This window comes from Bartonella sp. B30(2025) (assembly GCF_053793825.1).
This window is the reverse complement of record NZ_CP200034.1, coordinates 596860-623320: the sequence shown is the minus strand read 5'-3', so window position 1 is coordinate 623320 and position 26461 is coordinate 596860. Positions and strand designations below refer to the sequence as shown.

Genomic DNA, 26461 nt, shown 5'->3' with positions numbered 1-26461 from the left:
TTTTTAAGTATAGTAAACATACTATCATTGAAAAGAGATGCTGTCGTTAATAAATTACTATAATGATATTTAAGCTTTATAGAATTATTTAAAATGAATAGACCTCTAGAAAAATAGCTTTGTTAAAAGCGACAATTTTTTTCAGTATGAATTGATTTTGATAAAATGTAAAATCAATTAAGGAAGTTAATGAATTAAAGAGCGTATTTTTACGTTTTTGGGGGGGGAAGAATAAAAGAAAATTTCATTTTCTATGAAACAGCAACTTATGTGGTGAAGAAGGGAGCAGTCTATTAATGGAAATACAAGAGTGAAGCTTTTATGGTATTTTATGGACTTCCGTCACCAATAAAATTTGCAGTAGCTCCAATGTTAGATTGGACAGATAGGCATTGCAGATTTTTTTATCGCCTTTTAACAAAAAAAGCGCTGCTTTATACTGAAATGATTGTAGCAGATGCTGTCATTCATGGTATGCGTGAACAATTATTGTCTCTAAATCATAAAGAGCATCCCATTGCATTGCAATTGGGAGGATCTGATTCAAAAAAGTTAGCAGAGGCTGCAAAAATTGCAGAAGATTTTGGTTATGATGAGATAAATCTTAATGTTGGCTGTCCATCAAATCGCGTTCAGTCTGGTGCATTCGGTGCTTGTTTGATGTTGCATCCCGATATTGTAGCAAATGCCGTAGAATCTATGAAACAAGCCGTCTCTATTCCTGTTACTGTAAAATGTAGGATTGGTGTAGATGATCAGGATGAAGAATTAACTTTAGACTTTTTTGTGGAACAAGTTTTGAATGCTGGGTGTGATGCACTCTGGGTACATGCACGTAAAGCATGGTTACAGGGATTAAGCCCAAAAGAAAACCGAGATATTCCTCCACTTAATTATAAAAGAGTATATAGGTTAAAACGCAAATATCATAATAAATTCATTGGAATAAACGGCGGGATTAAATCTATTGATGAAATTAAAGAACATTTAATTTTATGCGATGCGGTTATGGTTGGTCGACAGGTGTATTATAATCCAATTTTATTGAAGGATATTGATGAAAAGATATATGGTGACTCACAGAATGATCTTAGTGATTATGATCTTATTGAAGCTATGTGCGATTATTCTGCTCAACATATAGCATCAGGAGGGCGACTTTCTCATGTTACGCGTCATATGATTGGTTTATTTCATGGTCAAGATGGAGCGCGTCGATGGCGGCAAATATTGTCAAATGATGCAACGAAAAAAGATGCTGGTGTGCATGTTTTGAAAGAAGCTTTTTCTGCTTTAAGTTAAAAAAAATTATAAGACCAATGCATACTAAATTCAATTTGCTAGAATTTGTTTTTTAGAAAAATTTTAAAATACTGCAAGATTTATTAATTTCAAAAATTTGCGCTATTATGGGGAGGATGCCAATTGCATCTAGAACAGTTTACAAATTGGGCGTTTATTTAATGCAAAAATATGCTGAAGATAAAGGATTGGATACATGTAAATTAGCTATAATAATTCATTCAATTTAAAAATAATGTACAAATAATCTAGCTAATAAGATTTAATGTGTCTAAAACGTTTTTCGAAAAACAATAAATAATTTATGTCCTGTTTATAGGATAAATTGCACAACGTAAATTTAAAAAGGTATTTTTATGACCGTTAGTCCATTTGATGATTTTCGTGCTTTACTCACCAATTTACCTATCGCGGATGAATTTTCTATGATTTTAGCGAAAAAGCGCCAGAAAAGCTTAACACATATGGGAGATGCGTTAGGAAAATTAGGAGATCTTGCGGTTTGGTATGCAGGATGGAGAGGTACAGAAAAACCGGTCATGGTGCGTCCTTTGGTTGCTATTTTTTCTGGAAACCACGGTATTACGGATGAAGATATTACACCGTTTCCACAGTCTATGACACAAAAGATGGTACAAAACTTTGCAACTGGTGGTGCTGCTATTAATCAGATTTGTAAAGCTTATGACCTTGGATTAAAGATATTCGATTTGGCACTAGAATACCCAACAATGAATATTACCAAAGATGCAGCAATGGATGAGCGCAGTGCAGCTGCTACAATGGCATTTGGAATGGAATCTATAGCCGGTGGCACAGACCTTTTGTGTATAGGTGAAATGGGTGTTGGAAACACTATGATAGCTTCAGCTTTGTGTTTAGCATTATTTGGGGGAGAGATTGAAGAATGGATAGAAAGTGAGAATGCTCTCGAACATGAAGAAAAATTTCATCAGCGTAGGGTGGCTGCACTCAAAACTGCAATTTCTTTACATAAACCCCATTTCGATGATCCTTTTGAAATAATGCGTCGCTTAGGAGGACGTGAAATTGCTGCTATCATAGGTGCTATTTTAGCTGCAAGAATGGAAAAAATACCAGTTATTTTAGATGGTTTTGTAACAACAGCAGCAGCTGCGGTGCTTTATAAAATGCATCCAAGAGCTCTTGATCATGTTCTCGTTGGACATATTCCTTCTGAGCCGGTACACCGAAAACTTTTAGAAAAAATTGATAAAAAATCATTTTTAGATTTGGGGATAAATCTTGGCGAAGGAGTAGGTGCAGCTGTGGTTGCTGGTATAGTCAAGGCTGCTGTTTTAACACATGCACAAATGGTAGTTTTAAAATAAAAAGGTTTAGTCACTCAAAAAGTGTAACTTAATTTGCTCCTCTTTTCTTATGATATTCTTAAAGTAAAGCTTTATGATATTTTATCCGGTGTAAACAATAGAGCATCATAAACTTTAATTAAAAAAATATTGGGGTGCTATTTATGGTTGAGAGTCTATTTGTATAATTAAAACGGGTATCAAATAAAGCGCTTCTAGTGAAAGCGCTTTTAGCGGAATGTCGATGAAACTAGTATGAAACGACCCATAAATGAACTTAATAACTGATACAAAAGGAAGAAAACTGGCGCAAAATGTCAAAATTGGAATATTCCGTTAACTAACATACACAATAAATTTACAAATATAATTACAGTATGAAGAGCAACAATCTTTAATCTATTAATAAAATTTTTGAACATTACAAAGCTCAACCGTTACGATTGTGCGTACGTATTCTCTCCTAAAGCGAAAATACTACTACGGATATACCACAAAATGCAAACACAACAAAAAGCGGCTATCTCTAACTTATTTTATAAAAAAATAAAAATAAATTGTTAAGTAATATTACTCTCCTCAGTTTTTTAATTTTGTACTTATGAGGAATAATAAAATTTAGCTTCTTGAGTTTTGTAATAAAGAACAAATTTTATACTTTTTAAAATACAAAATCTTGAGATAAAGATAGTTTATATTTTTAAAATATTTAATTTATAAAAACTTACGCACTAAAGCGCGAAGGTGAATAATAAGTTCATCATTAAACCATGAATTTTTTTGTATCCAAGAAGTATTTCTCCATGATGGATGGGGCAACGGCATGACACGGTATCCTCTAGGTTGATGTGTAGAAAGAATGTTTTTCCAATCACGGACAGTTGCGGAAACAGTTTTATATTTTAAATTTGCAATATGCCATCTTTGTGCATAACGTCCAATCGCCAATACAAGTTTTATTTGTGGCATAGATTGAAACACTTTTTCATGCCATATCTCTTGGCATTCACGTCTTGGCGGTAAATCAGATTTATTTTTATCATAGCCTGGAAAACAAAATCCCATAGGAACAATAGCAAATAGAGATCTATTATAAAATTCATCACTTGTTACATTAAGCCAACTACGCAGTTTTTCTCCAGAACGATCGTTAAAAGGAATAGAGCTTTCATGTACACGCAATCCAGGAGCTTGTCCTGCAATTGCAATCGAAGCTGTATTGGATAAGTAAACTACGGGATTTGGTTCATGAAGAAGAGGGGGAAAATAATGTGGGTGTTCGATGCAAACACGACAGGAATAGATTTCTTTTTCAAGGTTAATAATTTTATGACACTGTTCTTGTTTCATGAATACACAGGCAATTAAAACTCTGTCTTTCCAAAAGAGAAAATTTTTTTATTTTTTACAAGTATGGTCTTTTCGCCACTTTTGTGGCTTTTGAAAACTTGATTGCCATATTCCCTTTTTTTTCTTTTTGGCATCTTGTTCTTCTTTAGGATAGCTATCGTAACTTATAGCCCAACCACCACGTACCATCATTTCATTGATATTCTTTATTTTTTTTGTTTTGCATGTTGCTAAAATACGATGATATTTATCTTTTTTATACCAGTAACATGTAATAGGTTGGTTGGCGATGAGCTGTTTTAAGTATTTTTTTGCTTCAAGACCGCACGGATATCGTCTTGTTTTTGTTCCACAAAATTGATGAAGTTCAGGAGCATCAATTCCAACAAGCCGAATTATAACAGAAGAAATTACAATTGTATCACCATCAATAATATGTGCGTTACCTTTTATAGATTTTCGAAATGTAAAATCTGCTTTTTGAGAGGATGCTTGTGCAGATTTTAAGCAAGACATGACAAAGATAATGGCAATAATAATTGCAAAAATGCTAAAATTAACAATCTTTTGCTTAAAGTTATAAACTTCAAACTGAAATTTTTTTTTCATAAAAAAACCATTCTTATGAAAACTTAAAACTCATTATATCTTTATAAAACTTTCATCATTTAATGAAAAAAGTATATGAATTATATAAAAAAATTATATTTTAATAATTACTAGTACACAAAAGCAGACCAAATACTACAAAACGATTATACGCCTAACTAGAGGATAGAAAGGTGATTTAAAAAACAAATCACCTCTGCATATACAACATAACAATATAATACGAGCAGACACAAAAGTACACTCTTTCCCTTAATTTTATGAAAAAAAATGAAAAGGGATGCAATTAGGATTTGTCTTCAACAAAAAATTAATAATTAAATGATGGCAATGACTTATTTAATTTTTGTTTCTTTAAACTCAACGTGTTTTTTTGCAATGGGATCATATTTGCGTTTGCTCATTTTATCTGTCATTGTACGGCTGTTTTTCTTTGTAACATAAAAGAAACCAGTATCTGCAGTCGATAAAAGTTTTATTTTAATGGTTGCTGCCTTAGCCATAACGAAGAGTCCTATTTAATTGAAAATGATATCATTCTGCTATTAAAATCTATTTTTATGCAATTAGACTTTATCGCAACACTACGGATGTTATAAAAAAAGTCAATAGCTATTAATTTTTTGGTTAATTGGATAAGAAGAAAATAGTATATAAATTTAAAAATGGGGCATTTTTAGCTAAAACAAGAGTTAAAAGATATTTAGCTTTATAATACCAAACTTTCGATCAAATATTTATTATAATAAAAGATATTAAATATAATTTAAGAGTAATAGATTTATAATTTTAAAAATGTAATTAAATTATATAATTGAATAGTATAAATAATTGAAATATTAGTATTTCATAATTTATTATAAAATAAATTTATTTTATAGTGTATTATTGTAATTTAATTGCGATTTTATGTAGTTATAACTCAGTAAAATAATTCATATTATTTACTATTTTATTTTATAAAAAGATTTTTTATGTTTTTTATTTATAAACTTTCTTTTATGGTAAGATGTAAATGAAAAATTTATTGGACGGGGACTGGTTAATATTTCAAAAGACAAAGCGCCAGCAATGGACTGTACTTTTATAAGTTTTATTTCTACTGTATCACTAAGTTGATAACCTTTATGACTACGCTCTCCTATAAGAACATGTCGTGCTTCATCAAAATGATAATAATCATTTTTTAGTGTAGAAATATGCACAAAACCATCTGTACCTAGTTTATCAAGTGAAATAAAGAGACCTGCTTTTGTAACACCAGAAATACGACCTGTAAAAGTACAACCAATTTTATTTATTAAATATTGTGCAACAATGCGGTCAATAGTCTCTCTTTCAGCCATCATTGCACGGCGTTCATGTAAAGAAATTTGTGTAGCGATTTCTTCAAGATTTTGTTCTTTTGTATCTATTAAATGATCACTCTCTAATTTTAAAGCTTTAATGAGCGCTCGGTGAATCATAAGATCCGCATAGCGACGTATTGGTGATGTAAAATGTGTATAGTTGTGCAGGTTTAAACCAAAATGTCCGATATTTTTGGGATTATATTCAGCTTGAGATTGTGAACGTAAAATAACCTGGTTAACCAATTCTTGTTGCTGAGTATTTGCTACTTTTGCCAAAATGTTATTAAGGCGTGCTGATGTAAGTTCTGCTCCTCGGGAGAGTGATATCCCCAAACTTTGAAGAAAGTTCCGCAATATTTCTTGTTTTGCAAGAGAGGGCTTATCATGGACACGATAAATGAGAGGCTGATGATGTTCTTTTAAGGTTTCAGAAGCTGCAATATTGGCTTGTATCATAAACTCTTCAATTAAACGATGTGCTTCTAGGTGTTCTTCTATTATAACGTCTTTGATACAACCATTTGGGTCAAGAATAATTTTTTTTTCTGCGATTTCTAATTCTAATGGCTGTCTGCGATTACGCGCAGCTCTGAGCGTATCGTAAGCTGTCCATAATGGCTGTAAGACATTCTCAAAAAGGGGAGCAATTTTTTTATTTATATTTCCGTCAATTGCTAATTGCGTTTCTTGATAAGATAATTTGACTACTACACGTATCATAACGCGATGAAAACTATGTTTTAATTTGTTACCATTCGCATCAAAAGTCATGCGAACAGCTAAGGCCGGTCTATCTTCTCCTTCACGCAAAGAACATAAATCATTAGAAATTCTTTCTGGAAGCATTGGTACAACGTGATCGGGAAAATACACAGAATTTCCGCGCTTAAACGCTTCTTTATCTAAAGGACTTCCAGCTTTAACGTAGTAAGAAACGTCTGCAATCGCAACGATAACAATCCAACCACCGCTATTGGCAAAGTCTTGGTCTTTTGTCGCATAGACAGCATCGTCATGATCTTTGGCATTTGGTGGATCAATTGTTACAAATGGTAAATGCCGCCAATCTTCTCGATTTTCTATATTAGCAGGTTTTGCATTTTTTACTTGCTCAAGAACGTCTTCAGGAAAAATATAAGGAATATTTTTCGAAAGAAGTGCAATCATTGAGATTGCTTTTTCACTTTCAATGCGTCCTAAAACATTTTTTATTTGAGCGCTCTTTAATCCATAACCAATATCTTTTTTTATTTCAACTTCAACAAGATCACCAGGTTCTAGATCAATTTTTGAAGATGTATCAATAATGAGTTCGTTAAATTTGCGTTCTATTGGATCAAGCCGCCATTGACCATTTTCAAGCCTTCTAACGACACCGAATGTTTTTTGGGGAAACACATCAATTTTACGAATAATTTTCCCAGTATAAAGAATATTGTGAGAATCTTTATTTCGAACAATTTTAACCAGAACATGGTCTCCAACACCAGCATTTATCCCTTTTTTGCGTTGAGAAGGGAGTATTTCAATATTCGGTTTTGTGCCATTTTTCCATTCGAGAGGTTGTGCAATAAAACTACCATCTTCATCACGTGCGCTAATTTTTACTAAAGCAATTGGTGGTAATTTATCTTTACTGATTTCTTTTTTATACTGTTTTTGAATAAGTCCATGATCTTTTAAGTCACGCAATATATTTCTTAGCCAGATTCGAGAATCACCTTTTAAATTAAAGGCTTTGGCGATTTCACGTTTACTTGATTGGCCAGGATTATTTTGAATAAAAGAAAGAACCTCTGCCTTATTGGGTAGATGCTCTATATTGCGAAGTTGAAAATATTTTGTTTTTTTTGCGCTTTTAGCCAAAATTTATGTCTCTTTTGTTTTGGATGAAGCTTTTTTAGAATTTGTTTTTTTAACGGTTGATTTCGTTAATATAAGTTCTAATGCTTCTACAAGTGTTACAGTACTTGGATCTTTATCTTTTGGCAATGTTACATTAATTTTACCCCAATTAACATATGGACCATAACGCCCATTGCGTACAGTAATAGTGCCTCCCTCTGGGTGTTCTCCTAATGTAGCTAGCGCTGCAGATGTTGTTTTTCTTTGCTTTGTTTTGTTTTCTTGTTTTTCAGCGAGAACTGTAACAGCTCGATTGATACCAATATCAAAAATTTCATCTACATGAGGAAGAGGGGCATATTTTCCATCATGACTAAGATATGGACCATATCGTCCAATTGTGGCTGTAATTATTTTTCCAGTTTCAGGGTGAATTCCAATTTCACGAGGTAAAGATATTAATGCCAAAGCTTTATCAAGAGTAATATTTTCTGTTTGCCATTCTTTTGGCAACCCTGTACGTTTAATTTCTTTCCCATCACCAAGTTGTACATATGGTCCAAAACGACCAGTGCGAAGAGAAACATCTTTCCCTGTTATAGGGTCGACACCAAGTATTACAGGTTCGTCACTGCGCACAGTTTCATTTTCTTCTCCTGAATCAGTTCCAAGTTGGCGTGTGTATTTGCAATTAGGGTAATTAGAACAACCAACAAAAGCACCATAACGCCCTAATTTTAGTGATAGCTGTCCATTTTCACACAGAGGACAGGAGCGAGGATCACTTTCATCTTCACGCATAGGAAATATAAGAGGAGCTAATGCTACATTTAAAACATCAAGGACGTTTGTAATACGCAATTCTTGAATATTGGCAATAGACGCATTAAACTCATCCCAAAAATCGTGCAAAACATCTTTCCATGCAAGTTTTCCGTCCGATATGAGATCTAGTTTTTCTTCCAAATTTGCTGTAAAGCCATATTCCACATAGCGATTAAAAAAGTTTTCAAGGAAGGCTGTAACGATGCGTCCTTTAGCATCAGGAATAAGTTTTCGTTTATCAATTACGATATAACCACGATCACAAAGTGTAGCTAATGTGGAAGCATAAGTCGAAGGTCTCCCAATTCCTAATTCCTCAAGCTTTTTAATTAATGAGGCTTCAGAATAACGAGGTGGTGGTTCTGTGGTATGTTGCGTGGCTTCAATTTTATCTTTTGTAAGCGTTTCATTAGCGTTAATTTGTGGTAGACGAGCTGATTCATTTTCGTTACTGTTTTCCTCATCTTTTTGATCAGCATAAACAGAAATAAATCCGTCAAAACGAATAACAGAGCCTGTTGCACGTAAATTAGCATGATTCTCTTTTTGCAATGCTTCAATTTCAACAGTTGTACGCTCAATTTCAGCAGAACGCATTTGGCTAGCAATAGCGCGTTTCCATATCAATTCGTAAAGTTTTGCTTGATCATTATCGAGAAAATGACTTACTTGATTAGGTGTTCGTTGAAAATCTGTTGGACGTATAGCTTCATGTGCTTCTTGGGCATTTTTTGCTTTGGATGAATAAAAGCGTGGTTTTTCAGGGACATAATCATTACCAAAAGATTCGTGTATTACTTTTCGTGCCAAATCAATAGCTTCTGGTGCCATCTGTACACCATCTGTACGCATATAAGTAATAAGTCCTGCCATTTCACCATTAATTTCAATGCCTTCATAAAGTTTTTGAGCAATTTGCATAGTTCGAGATGCTGAAAAGCCTAATTTAGAAGAAGCAGCCTGCTGTAAAGTAGATGTTGTAAATGGAGGTGAAGGGTTTCTTTTTGTGGGTTTTGCTTCAACGCTTAGTACACGATATTTTGCGTCTTCTAACATAAGACGAATTTGATTTGCTTGTTCTTGAGATTGGATATCGAGTTTGCCAATCTTTTTTTGATTAAACATTGTTAATCTTGCAAGAAAGCTGTCGTGACGTACAGTTTTTAAGTACGCTGCAACAGACCAATAATCTTCTTTAATAAAATGCTCTATTTCTGATTCACGGTCACAGATAATACGTAAAGCAACTGATTGAACACGCCCGGCGGAGCGTGCACCAGGAAGTTTGCGCCACAAAACAGGTGAGAGCGTAAAGCCAACCAGATAATCGAGAGCACGACGTGCAAGGTATGCATCAACGAGAGATATATCAATGTCACGAGGGTTAGCCATCGCATCAAGAACGGACTTTTTAGTGATTGCATTGAATACAACCCGTTTGACAGGCTTATCATTTAAAACTTTTTTTTGCTTAAGAATATCCAAAATATGCCATGAAATAGCTTCTCCTTCACGATCAGGGTCTGTGGCTAAGATAAGACTATCGGCTTCTTTGACGGCTTTTGCTATTTCATTTAAACGTTTCTGAGCAGTAGTATTGATATCCCATTTGAGTGCAAAATCTTCATTTGGTAAAACAGAACCGTCTTTGGCAGGTAAATCTCGAACATGCCCAAATGATGCTATTACTTTATATTGGGAGCCGAGATATTTATTTATTGTTTTTGCTTTGGCTGGAGACTCAACTATAACGATATTCATAATTTAACCTGAATGTTGAAATAAAAACTTTTTTATAAACGCCTTTTATGGGAATAGCTAATGGCAATTGGTTTAAAGAACATAAAAACATTATATTATACAACTTCTTATTGTTATTATTAAAATACACCCTATATGATACTGTGCAACTTATTTTCTACAGCTAATACAACAGATATGACGAAATAATAAGGTGATATCTATTGAAAGGTGAAGGAAAATACTCGAGGATAGAGGGTTATGTTTGTGAATCATTTAAAGGTTATCCAATATATTACAGATATGTCAAAACAAATGAACGTGATGGCGCGTCAAGCCCGGAGTCCGCTTTTGGCACTACTTTTGGATATGGCGGCTAAAGAAGGGCAAAGCATTATTAATAACGCTGAAGCTCTTAATGATGATCAAAATTCAACAATGACACATAACCACCAGCGTGTCGAATAAGTTTTCCTGCAAGATCGAGTTCAACCAACAAAAGATAAAGATTTTGTAATGAAACGCCTGAATGAGAACTGAGTGTGTCGAGGTCAATCGGAGTCGTTGAGAGAGAGGAGAGTACAGCTGCTCGTTCTTCATCATTTCCGGGGGGTGGGGGCGTATTGTTTTTTGGATAAAGAGGGCTCTGACTTAATTCTTGAAATTGAGAAAAGTTTGGTTTTTTAAAAAAATCAAGCTGAAAATCTCTCGTGTTTTGGGTAAGAGGTGTTAATGTTTCTACTATATCGGAAGGGTGTGTGGTTAATAAAGCGCCATTTTTGATAAGGTTATTTGTACCAATAGATCTTGGATCAAGTGGAGAATTGGGAAGGGCAAAGACTAATCTTCCCAGTTCAGCAGCTTGACGTGCTGTAATTAAGGACCCTGATCGCAGAGCAGCTTCTGCAACTAAGAGACCAAGTGATAAACCGGCAATAATACGATTTCTTCTTGGAAAATCGGGTGCTCTTGGCTTCCAAGAAATGGGCATTTCACTGATAATCGCTCCACCATTGTTGATGATATTTTCGTAGAGTTTTTGATTTTCAGGAGGGTAAATATGATTAATTCCACCAGCCATAACAGCAACCGTACCTGTTTGTAAGCTGGATTGATGAGCAACACTATCAATTCCACGAGCTAATCCAGAAATAATTGTAAAGCCAGCATTGCCGAGAAAGTGAGCAAATTGAGCAGTTAATTTTTTGCCAGCTGCTGAAGCGTTTCGAGACCCCACGATTCCAACAGAAGGTTTCTGAAAAATTGAACAATCTCCTTTTATGGCAATAAGTGGTGGTGAGGATTCTGTTACTTTAAGAAATGCTGGATAATCTGGTTCCCCTATACCAACAAACCGAACATTTAATCTTTCGGCTTCTTGCATTTCTTTTTCAGCATCTTCTAATGTTGCTACTTTAATAGGTCTACCAAGTCCACCTTTTCTACTAAGTTCAGGCAGTGCCTCTAGGGCATTTTCTGCTGATTTATAATGATCAATTAAATTGCGAAAACTTACTGCTCCAATATTTTCACTACGCATTAATCGTAACCAGTTTAAACGTTGACGATCAGTAAGTAAAATTCCCTTATTCATTCCTGTTTTAAATGTTAATTTTATTTTCTTTTCCAATTAATAATCTGCCTATATTTGCATAATGTTTTAAAATTACGAAAGCACTCATTGCAAGTACCATGCAATAAATGCGGGGATAAGGATAGAATAAATAAAAAAATATGGGTGTTATAACAACAGCGATAAGTGAAGATAACGAAGAATAGCGCGTAAATAGAAAAATTGCTATCCATATAACAGAAAATACAACTGCTGCTGGCCAATAAAGTCCTAAACACACACCCAAATAGGTGGCAACGCCTTTACCGCCCTTAAATTTGAGCCATATTGGAAAAAGATGCCCTAAAAAAGCTAAAAAACCAGCTAAAATAATAACAATGTTATTTTCTATTGGATAACTTAAAAATTTTGCAATAAGAACAGCGACAGTTCCCTTCAATATATCACCAAGAAGAGTAAGAGCGGCTATTTTTTTATTTTTTGTTCGCAAAACATTCGTAGCTCCGATATTTCCTGAGCCAATTTCTCTGATATCTCCAAGTTTAGCAAATCGTGTAAAAATTAGCCCAAACGGAATAGATCCAATGAAATAGGATAGCAAAAAAATAAACCATATATAAAATTGGAAAAGCGTGTTTGTTTCACTCATTAAAAATCTCATTAATTTTGTTGATCAAATTTAAAAATTAACCGTCCTTTAACAAAAGTTTGAAGAACTCTCCCTTGAAAACGAGCATTCTCGAAAGGTGTATTTTTTGCATGTGAGTATAATTTATTTGTAGATACTATCCATGGCTCATCCAGATCAACCAAAATAAGGTCTGCATTAGCACCTTTTTTTAATGTTCCTGCGTCAAGACCAAAAAGTTTTGCAGGCGCTGTTGACAAAAGTTCAGTTAATCGTAGCAGAGAGATATTTTCATTGTGATAAAGGCGCAAAGCTGCGCTTAGTAAAGTTTCCATACCAACGGCGCCTGTTGATGCTTCACTAAATGGCAAATGTTTTGTATCAGCACTTTGGGGGTCATGAGAAGAAACAATAATATCTATTGTTCCATCTTTTATTGCTTCAACTATTGCTACACGATCTTCTTCTGCGCGCAGTGGAGGCATTAAACGAAAAAGAGTACGATATTCATTAATGTCATTTTCGTTAAAGGATAAATGGTTAATAGATACACCGGCTGAAATTTTTGTATTGCGTTGCTTTCCTAAACGAACAGCATCGGCAGATATAGCTGTTGATATTTGTGCAGCATGATAACGTGTTTGTGTTAATGCAGCTAACCGCAGATCCCGCTCAAGAGGGATCACTTCTGCTTCGCGAGGTATTCCTGCAAAACCAAGCCAACTTGCTAGCAAGCCTTCATTCATAACACCTTGTCCTGTAAGATCATTATCTTGTGTTTCGTGCACCAATGTGACGTTAAAATCACGTGCGTAAGTCATTGCACGTCGCATAACAGATGAACTTTGAAGTGTTTTTTTTCCTTCACTAAAAGCAATTGCTCCCGCATCTTTTAACAATCCAAATTCCGTTATTTCTTGACCATTAAAACCTTTAGTAATGGCAGCAATGGGATAAATATTAACCCGTGATATTTCTTGTGCAGTATACGTAATAAATTTAAGAAGTGTAGCGTCATCTATAATGAGGTGTGTATCAGGCATTAAAAAGAAGGAAGTAATCCCACCTGCTGCTGCTGATTGGCTTGCTGATTCTATCATTTCACGGTGTTTACCCTTTACTTTTCCAATAAAAACGCGGGTATCAACAAGCCCAGGCAAAATTGCTTTGTTTTGGGCATTAACAATTTCTGCCCCTTCTGGGATTCCTTGATTAAGAGCTTCTTTTCCTGCGGCTGTTATTAATCCATTTTCAACAATAACGGTGCCAATTTCATCAATTGCACGAGAAGGATCAACAATACGAGCATTTTGAAAAATTATTGGCCTTATCATTTTGTTTCTCCGCTTACCTTAAGTCGTGGATCTAATAAAGCTTCTATGACAGCCATACGTACAGCGACTCCCATTTCTACTTGTGTATGAATCATGCTTTGTGGTCCATCTGCTATGTCAGATGCGATTTCTACACCACGGTTTATTGGACCAGGATGCAGAATAATACAATCACTTTTAGCATAGGACAAATTGTCTTTATGCAAGCCAAAATAACGGAAATATTCACGGGTTGAGGGAATAAAAGAACCCACCATACGTTCATGTTGTAAGCGTAACATCATGATAACATCAGCATTTTTCAGGCCTTCTTCCATTGTATTAAAGACCTCAACACTCATATTTTCGATACCTGTGGGCAAAAGTGTTGAGGGGGCAACAACACGTACACGTGCTCCTAAAGCATTAAGGCTAAGAATATTGGAACGTGCGACGCGTGAATGCAAGATATCTCCGCAAATTGCGACAGTTAATCCTTCAATGCGACCTTTTGCTCTTTTAATAGTCAAAGCATCTAGCAGAGCCTGTGTTGGATGTTCATGTGCACCATCACCTGCATTAATGACACAACAATCAACTTTTTGAGATAATAAGGCAGCTGCTCCAGCACAACTATGACGAATAACAAGTATATCTGGTTTCATCGCATTGAGGGTTGTCGCTGTATCAATTAAAGTTTCTCCTTTTTTTATAGATGAATTGCTGATAGCTATATTCATCACATCTGCTCCCAATCGCTTGCCCGCTAATTCAAACGATGATTGTGTTCTTGTGGAAGCTTCAAAGAAGAGATTAATTTGTGTACGCCCATGTAATATAGGTTTTTTTTTGTCAATTTTTTTTAAGAAAATAACGTTAGCATTTGCACGATCGAGCAGCATGGTAAGGTCATGTGTATCTAAACCTTTAATACCTAAGAGATGTTGGTGGGGAAAAATGGGGAAAAAAGTATTTTGAGTCATAGCATTCTTTTCTCTCTCTCTGCTAATAGAGACTAAAAAACTATTTGTTTAAAATGATAAGTGTTTTTTAACTGCAAAAAGACAAATAGTCTATGATATGAATTATTTGATAATAGGGAATATACTCATGAGTATCGCATCTATGCACAATATCCGCCAAAAAAATGCATTTCTTAGTGATACACTGATGTTTCGTGTTGCTTCTAATTTGCCTACATTTTTATTAACCAATTTTGAAGAAATGGGAAATTTTGTAGCAAGCCATGAAGCAAGAAATCTTTCCTATTTAGCTAATTGTTATAAGCCAGTATTGCGCTATAATGATGAGTGGGGGCGACCAGTAGAACAGCTGGAGATACATTCTTCTTATCAAGCACTTCAACGGTATTCTAGACAAGCTGGTTTGGTTACGTCGCTTTGGGAAAATACCACTTTTGAAAATGGGGTACGTTATCAGGCACGTGCTATTCGTTTGGCTTTATCCGCAAGCTTAGAAACGGGACATTTAAACGAAGTCACAATATCAAGTGCAGCCATTGCAGTATTAATTAGTGATGTTGAGCTATTTAAAAAATGGAAAAATGTTCTTTTATCGCGTGAATATGACTTATCATCCAAACCTATTAATGATAAAAAGTCAGCTTCGCTCACCTGTGCTTTTGATGATATCGAAAAAAGTGAAAAATACTTCTTCAATTATCCAAGTGTTCAAAAAATTTCTTTTGATGATAAAATGGGGCGCGATCTTTATCGTTTAAATGCTGTAAAAACAAATGTTATTAATCCTGTAGTTGATGGATATCTTGTTAGCGCAGAGGTAGATGGTCATTTAAGCTGTTTTTTAGTCCCACGTGTACAAGAAAATGGTGCATTAAACGGTACAATATCAATCCTTAATTTAATACAGCGTTCTGGAGAAACTTCAATGCCAGAGGGTGTTGTTGGTTTTCAAGGCTGCTACGGTTGGCTTTTGGGTAATATTGGAGAAGGAACTAAGATCATTAAAGATATCGAAACTATGACACGTTTTGATCAATCTGTGATTTCTGCAGGAATTTTGCGAGCAGCACTTCAATTTGGTATGGATTTTATTCGACAAAAAATGCCTAATCAAACTTTACCACCGCTGACAGAACGCATCTTTGCAGATATAGCACTTGATATTGCTGCTTCACAAGCATTAGTTTTTCGTTTAGCGCGTGCATTTGATAATGCTGCAAATGATCGCTCTGAAGCAGCTTTTGCACGAATTATGACACCTATTATTGCTTATCATGTGAGCCAATTAGTGATCCCTATTATTGGTGAAATTATGGCACAACTTGGTAATGAAGGCTTTATAGAAGGTAATCCATTATCACAAATGTTACGCAATGGACCTGCACGAATTGTTAGAAATAGTTCTGCTAATCAGTTGGTAAAAGATGCGATTCTTATAGCAGAAAAGGCACCAGGATTGTTTCAGAAATTATTAGAAAAAGTTGCAGGTGATATTGGCACAGCAGGTCCTAGAGCAATTGAGATTATTAAGTCTTCTGTAGGTATGGCATCGACAAATGAAGGTGCGGGAAGATTTTTTGTTGAGCAAGTAGCATATGCCGCGGCTTCTGCATCGTTACGTTACGCAGATATAGAACATGTTGCAAATGCCTATATGGAAAGCCGTCTTGGGGGACAATGGAGAGCTTCCTACGGTATGCTCATTGCGCGATATAATGCAGAACATTTGCTAAATGTCCTCTATCCATCTATATGATGAAGGTTTCGGATTCTATTAAGAGCACCTTGCAATATAAAAGCGGCGGCAGCCGAATCAACACGAGTTGCTCTTTTCATACGTGATACATCCATTTCTAATAAGTATCGCTGTGCAGCGACCGTTGATAAGCGTTCATCCCAAAAAATAAATGGAATTTTTGTATGCGCTGCCATGTTGCTGACAAAAGTTTTTGTTGCTTGGACACGAGGACCATTGCTTCCATCCATATTAAGAGGTAAACCAATGACGGCTGCGCCCACATTTTCATTGTCAAAAATTTGTACAAGTGCGCGAGCATCTAGGGTAAATTTTTTTCGTTGAAGAACTGGACGTGGATTTGAAAAGGCTAAACCAATATCGGAAATGGCAATTCCAATAGTTTTTGTGCCTAAATCCAATCCTGCTATTGTTTGTTCGGGCAAAAGATGTGTAATAACTTCATCTATGTTAATAATAGCCATGTGCATTATGATTTAAGTTGTTTAACATTTTAATTTGCACCTATATTTATATTTTAAGATATCAATATTCTTGCGCTTACTAACATAGCTCTGTATAGCCAGAATATGAGTAAATGAATGTCAAAATAAAAAAGCAGGAAGGCATAATATGTCTGTTGATAAAGAAACAGTCAAGAGGATGGCACATTTAGCGCGCATTGCTATCCATGATGATGAAGCAGAACGTATGACAAAAGAGCTCAATGTCATTTTTAATTTTGTAGAACAACTTAATGAAGTTGATGTCAGTGAGATTGAACCATTAACATCAATCATGCCAATGGCTTTACGAATGCGTGAAGATATTATCACAGATGGTAATAAAGCAGAGGATATTGTAGCAAACGCACCTGTTACAGAAGAAAATTTCTTTCTTGTCCCCAAAGTTGTTGAGTAACTTTAATTGTATTTAAAAATTTGAGAAGCAGTATGACAGATTTAACGACCTTAACAATTGCACAAGCGCGTGATTCTTTAACAAAAAAAGATCTCAAAGCTACTGAGCTAACAGAAGCTTATCTAAAAGCGATTAAGTTGGCTAATCCGATTTTAAATGCTTATGTGGCAATAACGGAAGAACAGGCAATGAAAATGGCGACTGTATCAGATAGCCGCTTAATTAAAGGGCAGGGGGGTATTCTCGAAGGAATTCCGTTAGGGGTTAAAGATCTTTTTGCGACGAAAGGTGTTCATACTCAAGCTTGTTCATATATTCTTGACGGTTTTAAGCCTCGGTATGAATCAACTGTAACTGCTAATTTATGGAAGGATGGAGCAGTTATGTTGGGTAAACTTAATATGGATGAGTTTGCTATGGGATCTTCCAACAAAACATCGTATTATGGACCAGTTGTTAATCCGTGGAGAAAAAAAGGATCAGAAGATAAGCTTGTTCCAGGCGGTTCTTCAGGTGGTTCTTCAGCTGCTGTTGCAGCACGACTTTGCGCAGGTGCAACAGGAACGGATACCGGAGGATCAATTCGTCAGCCAGCAGCTTTTACTGGTAGTGTTGGCATAAAACCAACTTATGGACGATGCTCACGATGGGGGATTATCGCTTATGCTTCATCACTTGATCAGGCGGGACCTATAGGACGAGATGTGCGTGATTGTGCAATTATGCTACAATCTATGGCTTCCTTTGATGATAAAGATTCAACTTCCGTTAATTTTCCTATACCTGATTATGAAAGCTATATTGGTCAATCAATAAAAGGAATGAAGATTGGGATTCCAAAAGAATGCTATATTGAAGGTATACCTGATGAAATTATTGCTCTATGGAAATCAGGAATGAATTGGTTAAAAGAGGCAGGAGCTGAGATTATTGATGTTTCATTGCCTTATATAAAATATGCTTTACCTGCCTATCATATAATAGCTTCTGCGGAAGCATCTTCTAATTTAGCGCGCTATGATGGTGTTCGTTTTGGGCTTCGTGTTCCAGGAAAAGATATTATTGAAATGTATGAAAATACACGTTCAACAGGCTTTGGTGATGAAGTTAAGCGGCGTATTTTAATTGGAACCTATGTTCTTTCCGCAGGTTGTTATGATGCCTATTATCTTAAAGCTCAAAAAGTAAGAACCTTAATAAAGCGTGATTTTGATCAATGTTTTGCAGATGGTATAGATGCCATTTTAACTCCTATAACACCAATGCCAGCTTTTGGTATTGCTGACGAAAAAGTTAAAAATGCTACTTTGACAATGTACCTTAATGATATTTTTACAGTGCCAGTTAATATGGCGGGTTTACCAGGAATTTCTGTTCCTGCAGGTTTATCAAAAGATGGCTTACCATTAGGTTTACAATTGATTGGTAAGCCTTTTATGGAAGAAGTGATTTTTCAGATAGCTCACGTTATAGAACAAGAAGCGGGCATATTCAGTGCTGAAAAATGGTGGCCATAAAGTAAAAAATGGATTTTTTATAAAGATAAAATTTTACCCGAAAAAAGTGTTTTTCGGGTGAAAAATTAAAATAATTTCCTTAAAAAAACTGTACTACAATCTATTAACCACCAAGGTAAGCTTCTTTAACACGTGGATCAGAAAGCATAGCTTTTCCTTCACCATGAAATAAAATCTTTCCTACTTCTAAAACATAAGCGTAATTAGCAATAGAAAGTGCTGCAAACGCATTTTGTTCAATAAGTAGGACAGTTTTTCCCATATCGTTAATTTTGCGAATAATCGAAAAAAGTTCTTTTACAAGGAGAGGTGCTAACCCCAGAGAGGGTTCATCTAATATCACAGTATCAGGATTGCTCATAAGTGCGCGCCCCACAGCTAGCATCTGCTGTTCACCTCCTGACATTGTACCGCTTAATTGCTTAGACCTTTCACGCAAACGTGGAAACATATCAAACACCCATTCAATATCTCGTGCAATACCAGCCTTATCCTTACGAGTATAAGCGCCTAACTGTAAATTTTCCAAGACAGTAAAATAAGGTATAACACGTCGTCCTTCAGGACTAAGTGCAATACCCAATTGCAAAATTTTTTCTGGTGTTTCTTTGATAATAGATTGGCCTTTATAAATTATATTTCCTTGAACTGATTTATTAAGCCCCATAATGGAACGTGCAATACTACTTTTTCCTGCTCCATTAGCACCAATTAAGGTTACTATACTTCCTTTTTTGATGGACATAGAAAGATCATAAACAGCCTGGATATTACCATAATGAACATGAAGGTTTTTTATTTCAAGAATATTCATGTATATCTCCACCAAGATAAGCTTCAATCACCTTAGGTTCATTACGAATTTCGTTAGGTGTACCACCAGCTATGCAACGACCATACTCTAATACATAGATATATTCGCAAAGTCCCATAACAACTTTCATATCATGTTCAATAAGTAGGATTGTAAGATCAAATCTTTCTCTTATTTGTTCTATAAATTGTCTCAACTCTTCGCTTTCTTGCGGGTTCATACCAGCAGCTGGCTCATCGAGAAGAAGCAATTTTGGTTTTGTTGCTAAAGCGCGAGCAATTTCTAAACGCCGTTGCGCTCCATAGGGGAGGGTTGTTGCCAGCTGGTCAGCAAGATGATCAAGTTGAAACCATTTAAGGAGGTCCATTGCATTTTCGTAAAGCTCATTTTTTTCTTTAATAGCACTTGGCCAAAACAAAGCTGATGCAAACCATGGATTTTTTTGTCTAACATGAGCACCCACCATGACATTTTGCAATACTGTTAATCCTGAAAAAAGTCGAATATTTTGAAACGTTCGCGCAATATGGCGTTTACATATGACATACGGCGAAAGTCCACAAATTTCTTTTCCATCAAAAATAATTTTTCCACTAGTAGGTGCATAAAAACCAGAAATCATATTAAAAACAGTGGTTTTTCCTGCACCATTTGGACCAATTATCCCAGTGATTGTTCCCCGTCCAATTTCCATATTAACATTATTTGTAGCAATCAACCCATCAAAATTCATCATGAGATTATGGAGTGAAAGAATAGAATTTTTCATGTTTTTTCCTTATTCAAAGTACTTCTTTTCTTAAAAAAACAGTAAATTCCGTTCCATGAAAATTCACGTTGTCCTAATAATCCTTTTCTCCAAAATAAGATAATTACCAACAATAAAAGTGAAAAAATAACCATACGCAGACCTGGAATTCCTGGGATATGTATAAATCCTAAGTCTAATGAATTTTCGATAACGCGAAACCATTCAAGAGCTACTGTAATAATAACACTACCTATAACACTGCCAGTAATAGAACCAAGACCACCAGCAACGACAATCATCAAAATATTAAATGTTAAAAGAAAGCTAAACATTTTTGGGTCTATTGATGAAATCAGGGCAGCCATTAATGCTCCCCCAATACCGGCGAAAAATGCTCCCATAGTAAAGGAGATGACACGGTAAAAAAAAGCATTTATTCCCATTGTTTCTGCTGCAATTTCATCATCACGAATAGCACGTAACACATTACCGGTATTACTTCTCAGCATAAAAGTAATAAAAATGATTGTGAATGCTAACCAGCCATAATTCCACCACAACGTAGCGCTTTGAGGTATTCCTTTAATTCCTAAAGCACCATTTGTTAAAGAAGTAGCATTGACGATGACAATGCGAATGATTTCTGCAAAGCCTAATGTTGCAATTGCAAGATAATCACCACCAAGACGTAATATGGGAAGTGCAATTAATAGTCCAACCACGGCTGCACATAATCCGCCTACAATAACCGCTGCAAAAAATGGTAATTGCATATGGAGCAATGGTTCAGCTATAGGGTCGAGAATCCACATTACTTCTTTTTGTTCAGGAGAGAGAAGAAAAATTGCACAGGTATAAGCACCAATAGCGATAAAACCGGCATGTCCAAGAGAAAGCATACCTGTAAACCCATATACCAAATTAAGAGAAATAGCCAATATAGCATTGATAGCAACAAGATTAATAATACGCAGCGTATAGTCATTAAAATGGCTATCGGCATAAAATAAAAAGCTTATCAACACTAAAATACTGATAAACGATAAAAAATATTCCATTGATTTTGCCATCAAATTTTCTCCTGATTTTTTTTACCCATCAAACCTTGAGGCATAAATAACAGGATCAGAATTAATAAAATGAAAGCAAAAGCATCTCTATATCCAGATAAAATTGGGAAGAAAGCAACAATCATAATTTCAATAAACCCTAATAGCAATCCACCAAACATTGCGCCTGGAATTGACCCAATCCCTCCGACAACAGCTGCTATAAATGCCTTTAATCCAGGAAAAAGACCCATATAAGGTTGAACTTGAGGGTAGCGTAACGCCCACATAATTCCTGAAACTGCTGCTAATGCAGAGCCTATAGCAAATGTGAAAGCAATAATCTTATCAACTGGAACACCCATTAAACGAGTAATTTCAATATTGTGAGAAATTGCACGCATTGCGAGACCAGGCTTTGTTTTATTAACAATCCATAATAATAAAACGACAAGAAACAATGAGACGATAGGCACGATGATCGACATGGGAACAATTCGAACTACGCTATCTGAGGTCTCTCCTAAATGCCATTCAATTGGCTTTACAAAAAAACTTGGCTGTTTTACACTTTTTGGGGCGCCACCAAAGAGTACAGTTGCTAGATTTTCAATGAGAAAAGAAACACCAATTCCACCAACAAGTGCTGAAACACGTGGGGCATCACGTAAAGGTTTATAAGCAAAACGGTCAACAGAAATTCCTATTGCACTTGTAATAAAAATTGAAAAACAAACCGCTAAAATCCAAATTGGTGTAAAATCTTGAGGAGCAATTTTCAAGTAATAAATGAGCCCAAAAATAAGGATAAGAAAGATACCAATCCAGTAATTTTGAGGACGCTTATTAAATCCTATAAATGTTGAATAATAAAGAATACTAGCCAATAATATAAGAAGAACAGCAGCCCATGCTGGCATAAAGCTGACCGTAGAGAAAAAAACAAAATACGCACCTAACATAAAAATATCGCCATGGGCAAAGTTAATTAGTCTTAAAATACCATACACCATGGTATAACCAATTGCGATAAGCCCATAAAGCGACCCTAATGCAAGTGCATTAAAAAAATACTGGATGAACATTTCGGTGCTCATCTCTTATCCTTCCATATTTAAATACAAGATGAAATGCTACGTCTTTGAATTATTTTATTTATTATTATTAAGCACATAGCATATTTTTTCTGAATTATTTTTCTTCAAAGTGTCTCTAGATATCAGATTCTACTTCACCCAAATAAACACGCTCACCATTTTTTATTTGAATTACGCCAACAGGCATTATAGGGTTATGATTTTCATCCATAGATATTTTACCAAAAGGAGTTGGGAAATCTTTCAACTTTGCAAGTTCTCGCGTAATATCTTCACGATTAGCACTACCTGCATTCTCAATAGCTTTCATAATCATTGTGTAAGCTACATAGCCGGCAACAGAGTTCATATTCGTTTTTTTATTGGGATAAAATGCTTTCCATTCTTGAGTAAATTGCTTTGCAGCTTCTGACATATTAGGCATATTTTCATCGTAAGCGAGAGTCGTATGTAAAAAACCTTCTGCAGCTTTACCAGCAATTGTGACAGTATCTGGATTATCCATAGCATCGGCACCCATGATGCGGAATTTTGCCCCCAATTCTTGTGCTTGCTTTAAGATGATAGCACCTTCAGAAAAATAGGAGGTTATGAATAAAACATCAGGTTTTTGTGCAATAATTTGCATGAGAGCAGCTGAAAAGTCCTGATCTCCAGCGTTATAATTTAAGTTTGCAACGACTTCACCGCCTAATTTTTTAAATGATTTGCTAAAATAATTCGCAATACCAACTCCATAATCACTTGATATATCTTTCAGTATAGCAGCTTTTTTTGCATGCAAAGTTTTAATTGCATAAATTGCAGCATTTGTACCTTGGTAAGAATCAGTAAAAGATGCACGAAAATAGTACTTTTTACCTAACGTTATGAGAGGATTTGTTGCTGAAGACGCGACAACAGGTGTCTTCCCTTTTTCAGCCACTTCTCCGCCAGCCAATGATAATGAAGAGCCATAACTTCCAATAATAGCATTAACCTTATCGTTAGAGATCAAACGCATGACAGCATTAGCAGCCTCCACCTTATCAGATTTGTTATCAACAACAACAAGTTCGACTTTACGTCCCAATACCTCTGGAATTTTTTTATGCGCTAACCGTATACCCCCAAGTTCAAGCTCTCCTCCAAACGTATAGGGACCTGTTAATGGGAGGTAAACACCAATTTTAATAGGTTCATTCGCATGAACATTGGCTATCAGTATCATCATTGCAGCCATTGTAGTAAAGAATTTTCTTAATCGCATTATGCACCTCCCTTATTAGTTGCGGTTTCGCACCTTATCTTGAACTTTTTCATTATGCAAGAGTTCTACTTCTTAAAATATCATTATGTAAAAAATCTTTTGTATAGCTTCTGTTAAGTTATGTGAAGCATACAATAAAGATTTTTTGTAAAATGGATTGATATTCAATATAAATACAACAAGACGCTAAAATTAAGAGGAATTTTTAAAGATGTGACAATATGGGGAAATCTTATCTTGGGGGTTGCGTGTTGATGCAGGAGCGATATTTACTTAGGTGAAAGAATCAATATCGTAATTTATACCTAATAGGATCGCGTTTTGTTATGACGAGTAAAGATGTATTAAAAGATCATTTCATGTCTGAGGACGGTTTGGGTTCTTGTGGTGAAATTATTGAAATTAGTGGTGTCATTAAGTGGTTTGATGGAAGTAAAGGTTATGGATTTATTCTGCCTGATTCACCTGGATTTCCTGATATATTATTACATGTTACTGTAATGCGGAGAGATGGTTTTCAAACAGCTTTAGAAGGAGCTAAAGTTGTTTGTTCTGTAGAAAAAACGGAGCGAGGATTAAAGTGTGTTCAAGTAAAGTCTATAGATTGTTCGTCAGCTATTCATCCGTCAGAAATTCCAGCACGTACGCACGTTGTTGTGACTCCCGAAAGTGGTTTAGAGCGCGCAATTGTTAAGTGGTTTAACCGTGATAAAGGATTTGGGTTCCTTAGTAGAGGACAAGGGACAGAAGATATTTTTATTCATATGGAAACGTTGCGTCGTTTTGGCTTAGCAGAGCTTCGTTCTGGCCAAGTTGTTCTTGTTCGTTTCGGAAAAGGGAAAAAGGGCTTAATGACAGCAGAAATTTATCCAGATATAGGTCTTCCATTTGCTACACACTAAATTTCAAATTAACGGACTTGCCTTATCTTATCTCACTTTTAATTTTTTAAGCTTTTTGTTTTGTATTACAAAATTAAAGAGTTTTTGTGGTTAAATAAAAATGTTGAAACTCTTTAAAGGAAAAGTTATCCCATTGGTGCTGTTATTATTTATGATAATGGCGGGTGTTGCCGTGATAAAAAGACCTTTGAAAATTCCTATTCATCCCGTTCCCTTAGTGATAGAGACAAAGAATGGTCCAATATTATATAAAGTAGAACTTGCGTTTACGTCATCTCAATCAGAAGATGGTTTAATGTATCGTACTGATTTTCCACGCGATCGGGCTATGCTTTTTAAAAATCAAGTAAATAATCAGCAAGAAATTTTTATGTGGATGAAAAATACGCCTTTGCCTTTAGATATGATTTTTTTAAATGCTGAAGGAGTTATTGTTTCCATTGTGGAAAAAACTACACCATTTTCAATGGATATCATTTCATCAAAAGTGCCAGCAGCTTTTGCTATTGAAGTTAATGCTGGAGAAGTTTTTGAAAAAAAGATACAAAAGGGACAACGTGTTGTTCATCCCGCTATTTGCGGCGAGTGTGAAAGTAATAAAAAGTGACAGCTGAAAACGTTTATTTTTTTGAATATGATGGATTACGCCTTGCTTATAGAGAAGAAGGACAGGGTGAACCTATTTTATTGATTCATGGTTTTGGATCTTCTGCATATATAAATTGGTACGCAACAGGTTGGTTTAAAGTTCTTACCGAAGCAGGATATCGTGTTATTGCCATTGATAATCGTGGACACGGAGATTCAGACAAAAGTTATGATCCTGCTTTTTATACGCCTCAAGCTATGGCTGGAGATGCAGTTAAATTACTACAACATCTAAATTTGTCTCAAGCTCATGTCATGGGGTACTCTATGGGGGCTCGAATTAGTGCATTTATGGCTCTTTTGCATCCAACATATGTACACAGTGTTATTTTCGGTGGCTTAGGTATTGGCATGGTCACAGGAGCAGGGAATTGGGAACCTGTTGCCGAAGCTCTCTTAGCAGAAGATATTTCTACCATTATTAATTCACGTGGTTTGATGTTTCGTAAATTTGCAGATAGAACTAAAAGTGATAGACGCGCTCTTGCTGCTTGTATTAGGACATCAAAACAAGAATTAACCGCAGATGAAGTCTACAAAATTAAGCAACCCGCATTGGTTGCGGTTGGTTCATTAGATGAAATTGCTGGTACGGCGGAACCGTTAGCTGCTTTATTGCCTCATGGCGAATCGTTATTAATTCCTGAACGAGATCATATGTTTGCTGTGGGGGATAAAATTTACAAAAAAGGCGTTATCGATTTTCTTTCTCGTTACCCTATTGTATAAATAAATTGTCAACAATTGTTTATTTTTTCTAAAAATAGGGTCCTTCTTTTGTAAGTTGATATCAAAATTTATTTTAATTTTACAATTGTAATATCAGTTTATATACAAAAATAAAGAGAACAGCGATAAAGAAAATTTTAGTGAGTTTATCTTATATACAAGTGCTTTTTTCGTATGCTAAATTTGTATTTTGCATGA

24 protein-coding genes are annotated in these 26461 nt (G+C 35.4%); 9 read left to right on the top strand and 15 right to left on the bottom strand.

The genetic code is table 11. The features are described 5' to 3' along the window. Nucleotides 1–321: 321 nt before the first annotated feature. Nucleotides 322–1302, top strand: coding sequence for a tRNA dihydrouridine(20/20a) synthase DusA (dusA, locus tag V4P55_RS02605; protein ID WP_455474883.1), 981 nt, complete (start codon nucleotides 322–324; stop codon nucleotides 1300–1302). A 356-nt stretch (nucleotides 1303–1658) separates the two neighbouring features. After that, nucleotides 1659–2654, top strand: a complete 996-nt coding sequence (locus V4P55_RS02600; RefSeq protein WP_455474882.1) for a nicotinate-nucleotide--dimethylbenzimidazole phosphoribosyltransferase — start codon at nucleotides 1659–1661, stop codon at nucleotides 2652–2654. Nucleotides 2655–3347: 693 nt separating this feature from the next. Here the strand turns inward: V4P55_RS02600 and V4P55_RS02595 are convergent. The 5 genes from V4P55_RS02595 to topA all read right to left on the bottom strand — a co-directional run bounded on the left by V4P55_RS02595 (nucleotide 3348) and on the right by topA (nucleotide 10375). Further along, on the bottom strand, nucleotides 3348–3983 hold the full coding sequence (locus V4P55_RS02595) for a uracil-DNA glycosylase family protein (protein WP_455474881.1): 636 nt from the start codon (nucleotides 3981–3983) through the stop codon (nucleotides 3348–3350). Between the two features lie 48 nt (nucleotides 3984–4031). Further along, nucleotides 4032–4592, bottom strand: a complete 561-nt coding sequence (locus V4P55_RS02590; RefSeq protein ID WP_455474880.1) for a thermonuclease family protein — start codon at nucleotides 4590–4592, stop codon at nucleotides 4032–4034. Nucleotides 4593–4927: 335 nt separating this feature from the next. Then, nucleotides 4928–5095 (bottom strand): 50S ribosomal protein L33, encoded by a 168-nt coding sequence (gene rpmG, locus V4P55_RS02585; protein WP_241437046.1) that lies wholly within the window; start codon nucleotides 5093–5095, stop codon nucleotides 4928–4930. 444 nt (nucleotides 5096–5539) lie between these two features. Beyond that, nucleotides 5540–7810, bottom strand: coding sequence for a ribonuclease R (gene rnr, locus V4P55_RS02580; protein WP_455474879.1), 2271 nt, complete (start codon nucleotides 7808–7810; stop codon nucleotides 5540–5542). Nucleotides 7811–7813: 3 nt separating this feature from the next. Continuing rightward, entirely contained in the window at nucleotides 7814–10375 is a 2562-nt protein-coding gene (gene topA, locus V4P55_RS02575) for a type I DNA topoisomerase (protein ID WP_455474878.1), read from the bottom strand. 240 nt (nucleotides 10376–10615) lie between these two features. Here topA and V4P55_RS02570 point away from each other — a divergent pair, with 240 nt between their 5' ends. Next, complete coding sequence (locus tag V4P55_RS02570; RefSeq protein WP_455474877.1) at nucleotides 10616–10822, top strand: hypothetical protein; 207 nt, start codon at nucleotides 10616–10618, stop codon at nucleotides 10820–10822. Here the strand turns inward: V4P55_RS02570 and dprA are convergent. The 4 genes from dprA to V4P55_RS02550 are packed head-to-tail and all read right to left on the bottom strand — an operon-like array spanning nucleotide 10770 to nucleotide 14851. Then, nucleotides 10770–11948 (bottom strand): DNA-processing protein DprA, encoded by a 1179-nt coding sequence (dprA, locus tag V4P55_RS02565; RefSeq protein WP_455475108.1) that lies wholly within the window; start codon nucleotides 11946–11948, stop codon nucleotides 10770–10772. The genes V4P55_RS02570 and dprA overlap by 53 nt on opposite strands. A 7-nt stretch (nucleotides 11949–11955) precedes the next feature. After that, complete coding sequence (gene plsY, locus V4P55_RS02560) at nucleotides 11956–12576, bottom strand: glycerol-3-phosphate 1-O-acyltransferase PlsY (protein WP_455474876.1); 621 nt, start codon at nucleotides 12574–12576, stop codon at nucleotides 11956–11958. Between the two features lie 11 nt (nucleotides 12577–12587). Further along, entirely contained in the window at nucleotides 12588–13889 is a 1302-nt protein-coding gene (locus tag V4P55_RS02555; protein WP_455474875.1) for a dihydroorotase, read from the bottom strand. After that, nucleotides 13886–14851 (bottom strand): aspartate carbamoyltransferase catalytic subunit, encoded by a 966-nt coding sequence (locus V4P55_RS02550; RefSeq protein WP_455474874.1) that lies wholly within the window; start codon nucleotides 14849–14851, stop codon nucleotides 13886–13888. Before V4P55_RS02550 ends, V4P55_RS02555 begins: the two co-directional genes overlap by 4 nt. A 127-nt stretch (nucleotides 14852–14978) precedes the next feature. Here V4P55_RS02550 and V4P55_RS02545 point away from each other — a divergent pair, with 127 nt between their 5' ends. After that, a complete protein-coding gene (locus tag V4P55_RS02545) occupies nucleotides 14979–16607 on the top strand; it encodes an acyl-CoA dehydrogenase family protein (protein ID WP_455474873.1) in 1629 nt (542 codons plus the stop codon). On the opposite strand, the gene ruvX is transcribed toward V4P55_RS02545, so the two are convergent. Beyond that, a complete protein-coding gene (gene ruvX, locus V4P55_RS02540) occupies nucleotides 16592–17071 on the bottom strand; it encodes a Holliday junction resolvase RuvX (protein ID WP_455474872.1) in 480 nt (159 codons plus the stop codon). The two genes, V4P55_RS02545 and ruvX, sit on opposite strands and share 16 nt — an antisense overlap. Before the next feature lie 148 nt (nucleotides 17072–17219). On the opposite strand from ruvX, the gene gatC reads away from it, so the two are divergent. After that, entirely contained in the window at nucleotides 17220–17507 is a 288-nt protein-coding gene (gene gatC / locus V4P55_RS02535; protein ID WP_455474871.1) for an Asp-tRNA(Asn)/Glu-tRNA(Gln) amidotransferase subunit GatC, read from the top strand. A 32-nt stretch (nucleotides 17508–17539) separates the two neighbouring features. Beyond that, the gene (gene gatA, locus V4P55_RS02530) at nucleotides 17540–19024 is read left to right on the top strand and encodes an Asp-tRNA(Asn)/Glu-tRNA(Gln) amidotransferase subunit GatA (RefSeq protein ID WP_455474870.1); all 1485 of its coding nucleotides are present in this window, start codon (nucleotides 17540–17542) and stop codon (nucleotides 19022–19024) included. Nucleotides 19025–19127: 103 nt separating this feature from the next. On the opposite strand, the gene V4P55_RS02525 is transcribed toward gatA, so the two are convergent. From V4P55_RS02525 to V4P55_RS02505, 5 genes are all read right to left on the bottom strand, one after another. Next, nucleotides 19128–19838 carry an ABC transporter ATP-binding protein gene (locus V4P55_RS02525; protein WP_455474869.1) on the bottom strand — a complete coding sequence of 237 codons (711 nt, stop codon included), beginning with the start codon at nucleotides 19836–19838 and terminating at the stop codon, nucleotides 19128–19130. Beyond that, on the bottom strand, nucleotides 19825–20607 hold the full coding sequence (locus tag V4P55_RS02520) for an ABC transporter ATP-binding protein (protein ID WP_455474868.1): 783 nt from the start codon (nucleotides 20605–20607) through the stop codon (nucleotides 19825–19827). The genes V4P55_RS02525 and V4P55_RS02520 overlap by 14 nt, the downstream gene beginning before the upstream one ends. Beyond that, the gene (locus V4P55_RS02515; RefSeq protein ID WP_455474867.1) at nucleotides 20604–21659 is read right to left on the bottom strand and encodes a branched-chain amino acid ABC transporter permease; all 1056 of its coding nucleotides are present in this window, start codon (nucleotides 21657–21659) and stop codon (nucleotides 20604–20606) included. The genes V4P55_RS02520 and V4P55_RS02515 overlap by 4 nt, the downstream gene beginning before the upstream one ends. Beyond that, a complete protein-coding gene (locus V4P55_RS02510; protein WP_455474866.1) occupies nucleotides 21659–22735 on the bottom strand; it encodes a branched-chain amino acid ABC transporter permease in 1077 nt (358 codons plus the stop codon). Before V4P55_RS02510 ends, V4P55_RS02515 begins: the two co-directional genes overlap by 1 nt. 115 nt (nucleotides 22736–22850) lie before the next feature. Next, entirely contained in the window at nucleotides 22851–23984 is a 1134-nt protein-coding gene (locus V4P55_RS02505; RefSeq protein ID WP_455474865.1) for an ABC transporter substrate-binding protein, read from the bottom strand. A 326-nt stretch (nucleotides 23985–24310) separates the two neighbouring features. Here V4P55_RS02505 and V4P55_RS02500 point away from each other — a divergent pair, with 326 nt between their 5' ends. The 3 genes from V4P55_RS02500 to V4P55_RS02490 all read left to right on the top strand — a co-directional run bounded on the left by V4P55_RS02500 (nucleotide 24311) and on the right by V4P55_RS02490 (nucleotide 26263). After that, nucleotides 24311–24886, top strand: coding sequence for a cold-shock protein (locus tag V4P55_RS02500; protein WP_455474864.1), 576 nt, complete (start codon nucleotides 24311–24313; stop codon nucleotides 24884–24886). A gap of 100 nt (nucleotides 24887–24986) precedes the next feature. Further along, entirely contained in the window at nucleotides 24987–25493 is a 507-nt protein-coding gene (locus V4P55_RS02495) for a DUF192 domain-containing protein (RefSeq protein ID WP_455474863.1), read from the top strand. Continuing rightward, nucleotides 25490–26263, top strand: coding sequence for an alpha/beta fold hydrolase (locus V4P55_RS02490; RefSeq protein ID WP_455474862.1), 774 nt, complete (start codon nucleotides 25490–25492; stop codon nucleotides 26261–26263). The genes V4P55_RS02495 and V4P55_RS02490 overlap by 4 nt, the downstream gene beginning before the upstream one ends. The last annotated feature ends 198 nt before the right edge of the window (nucleotides 26264–26461 follow it).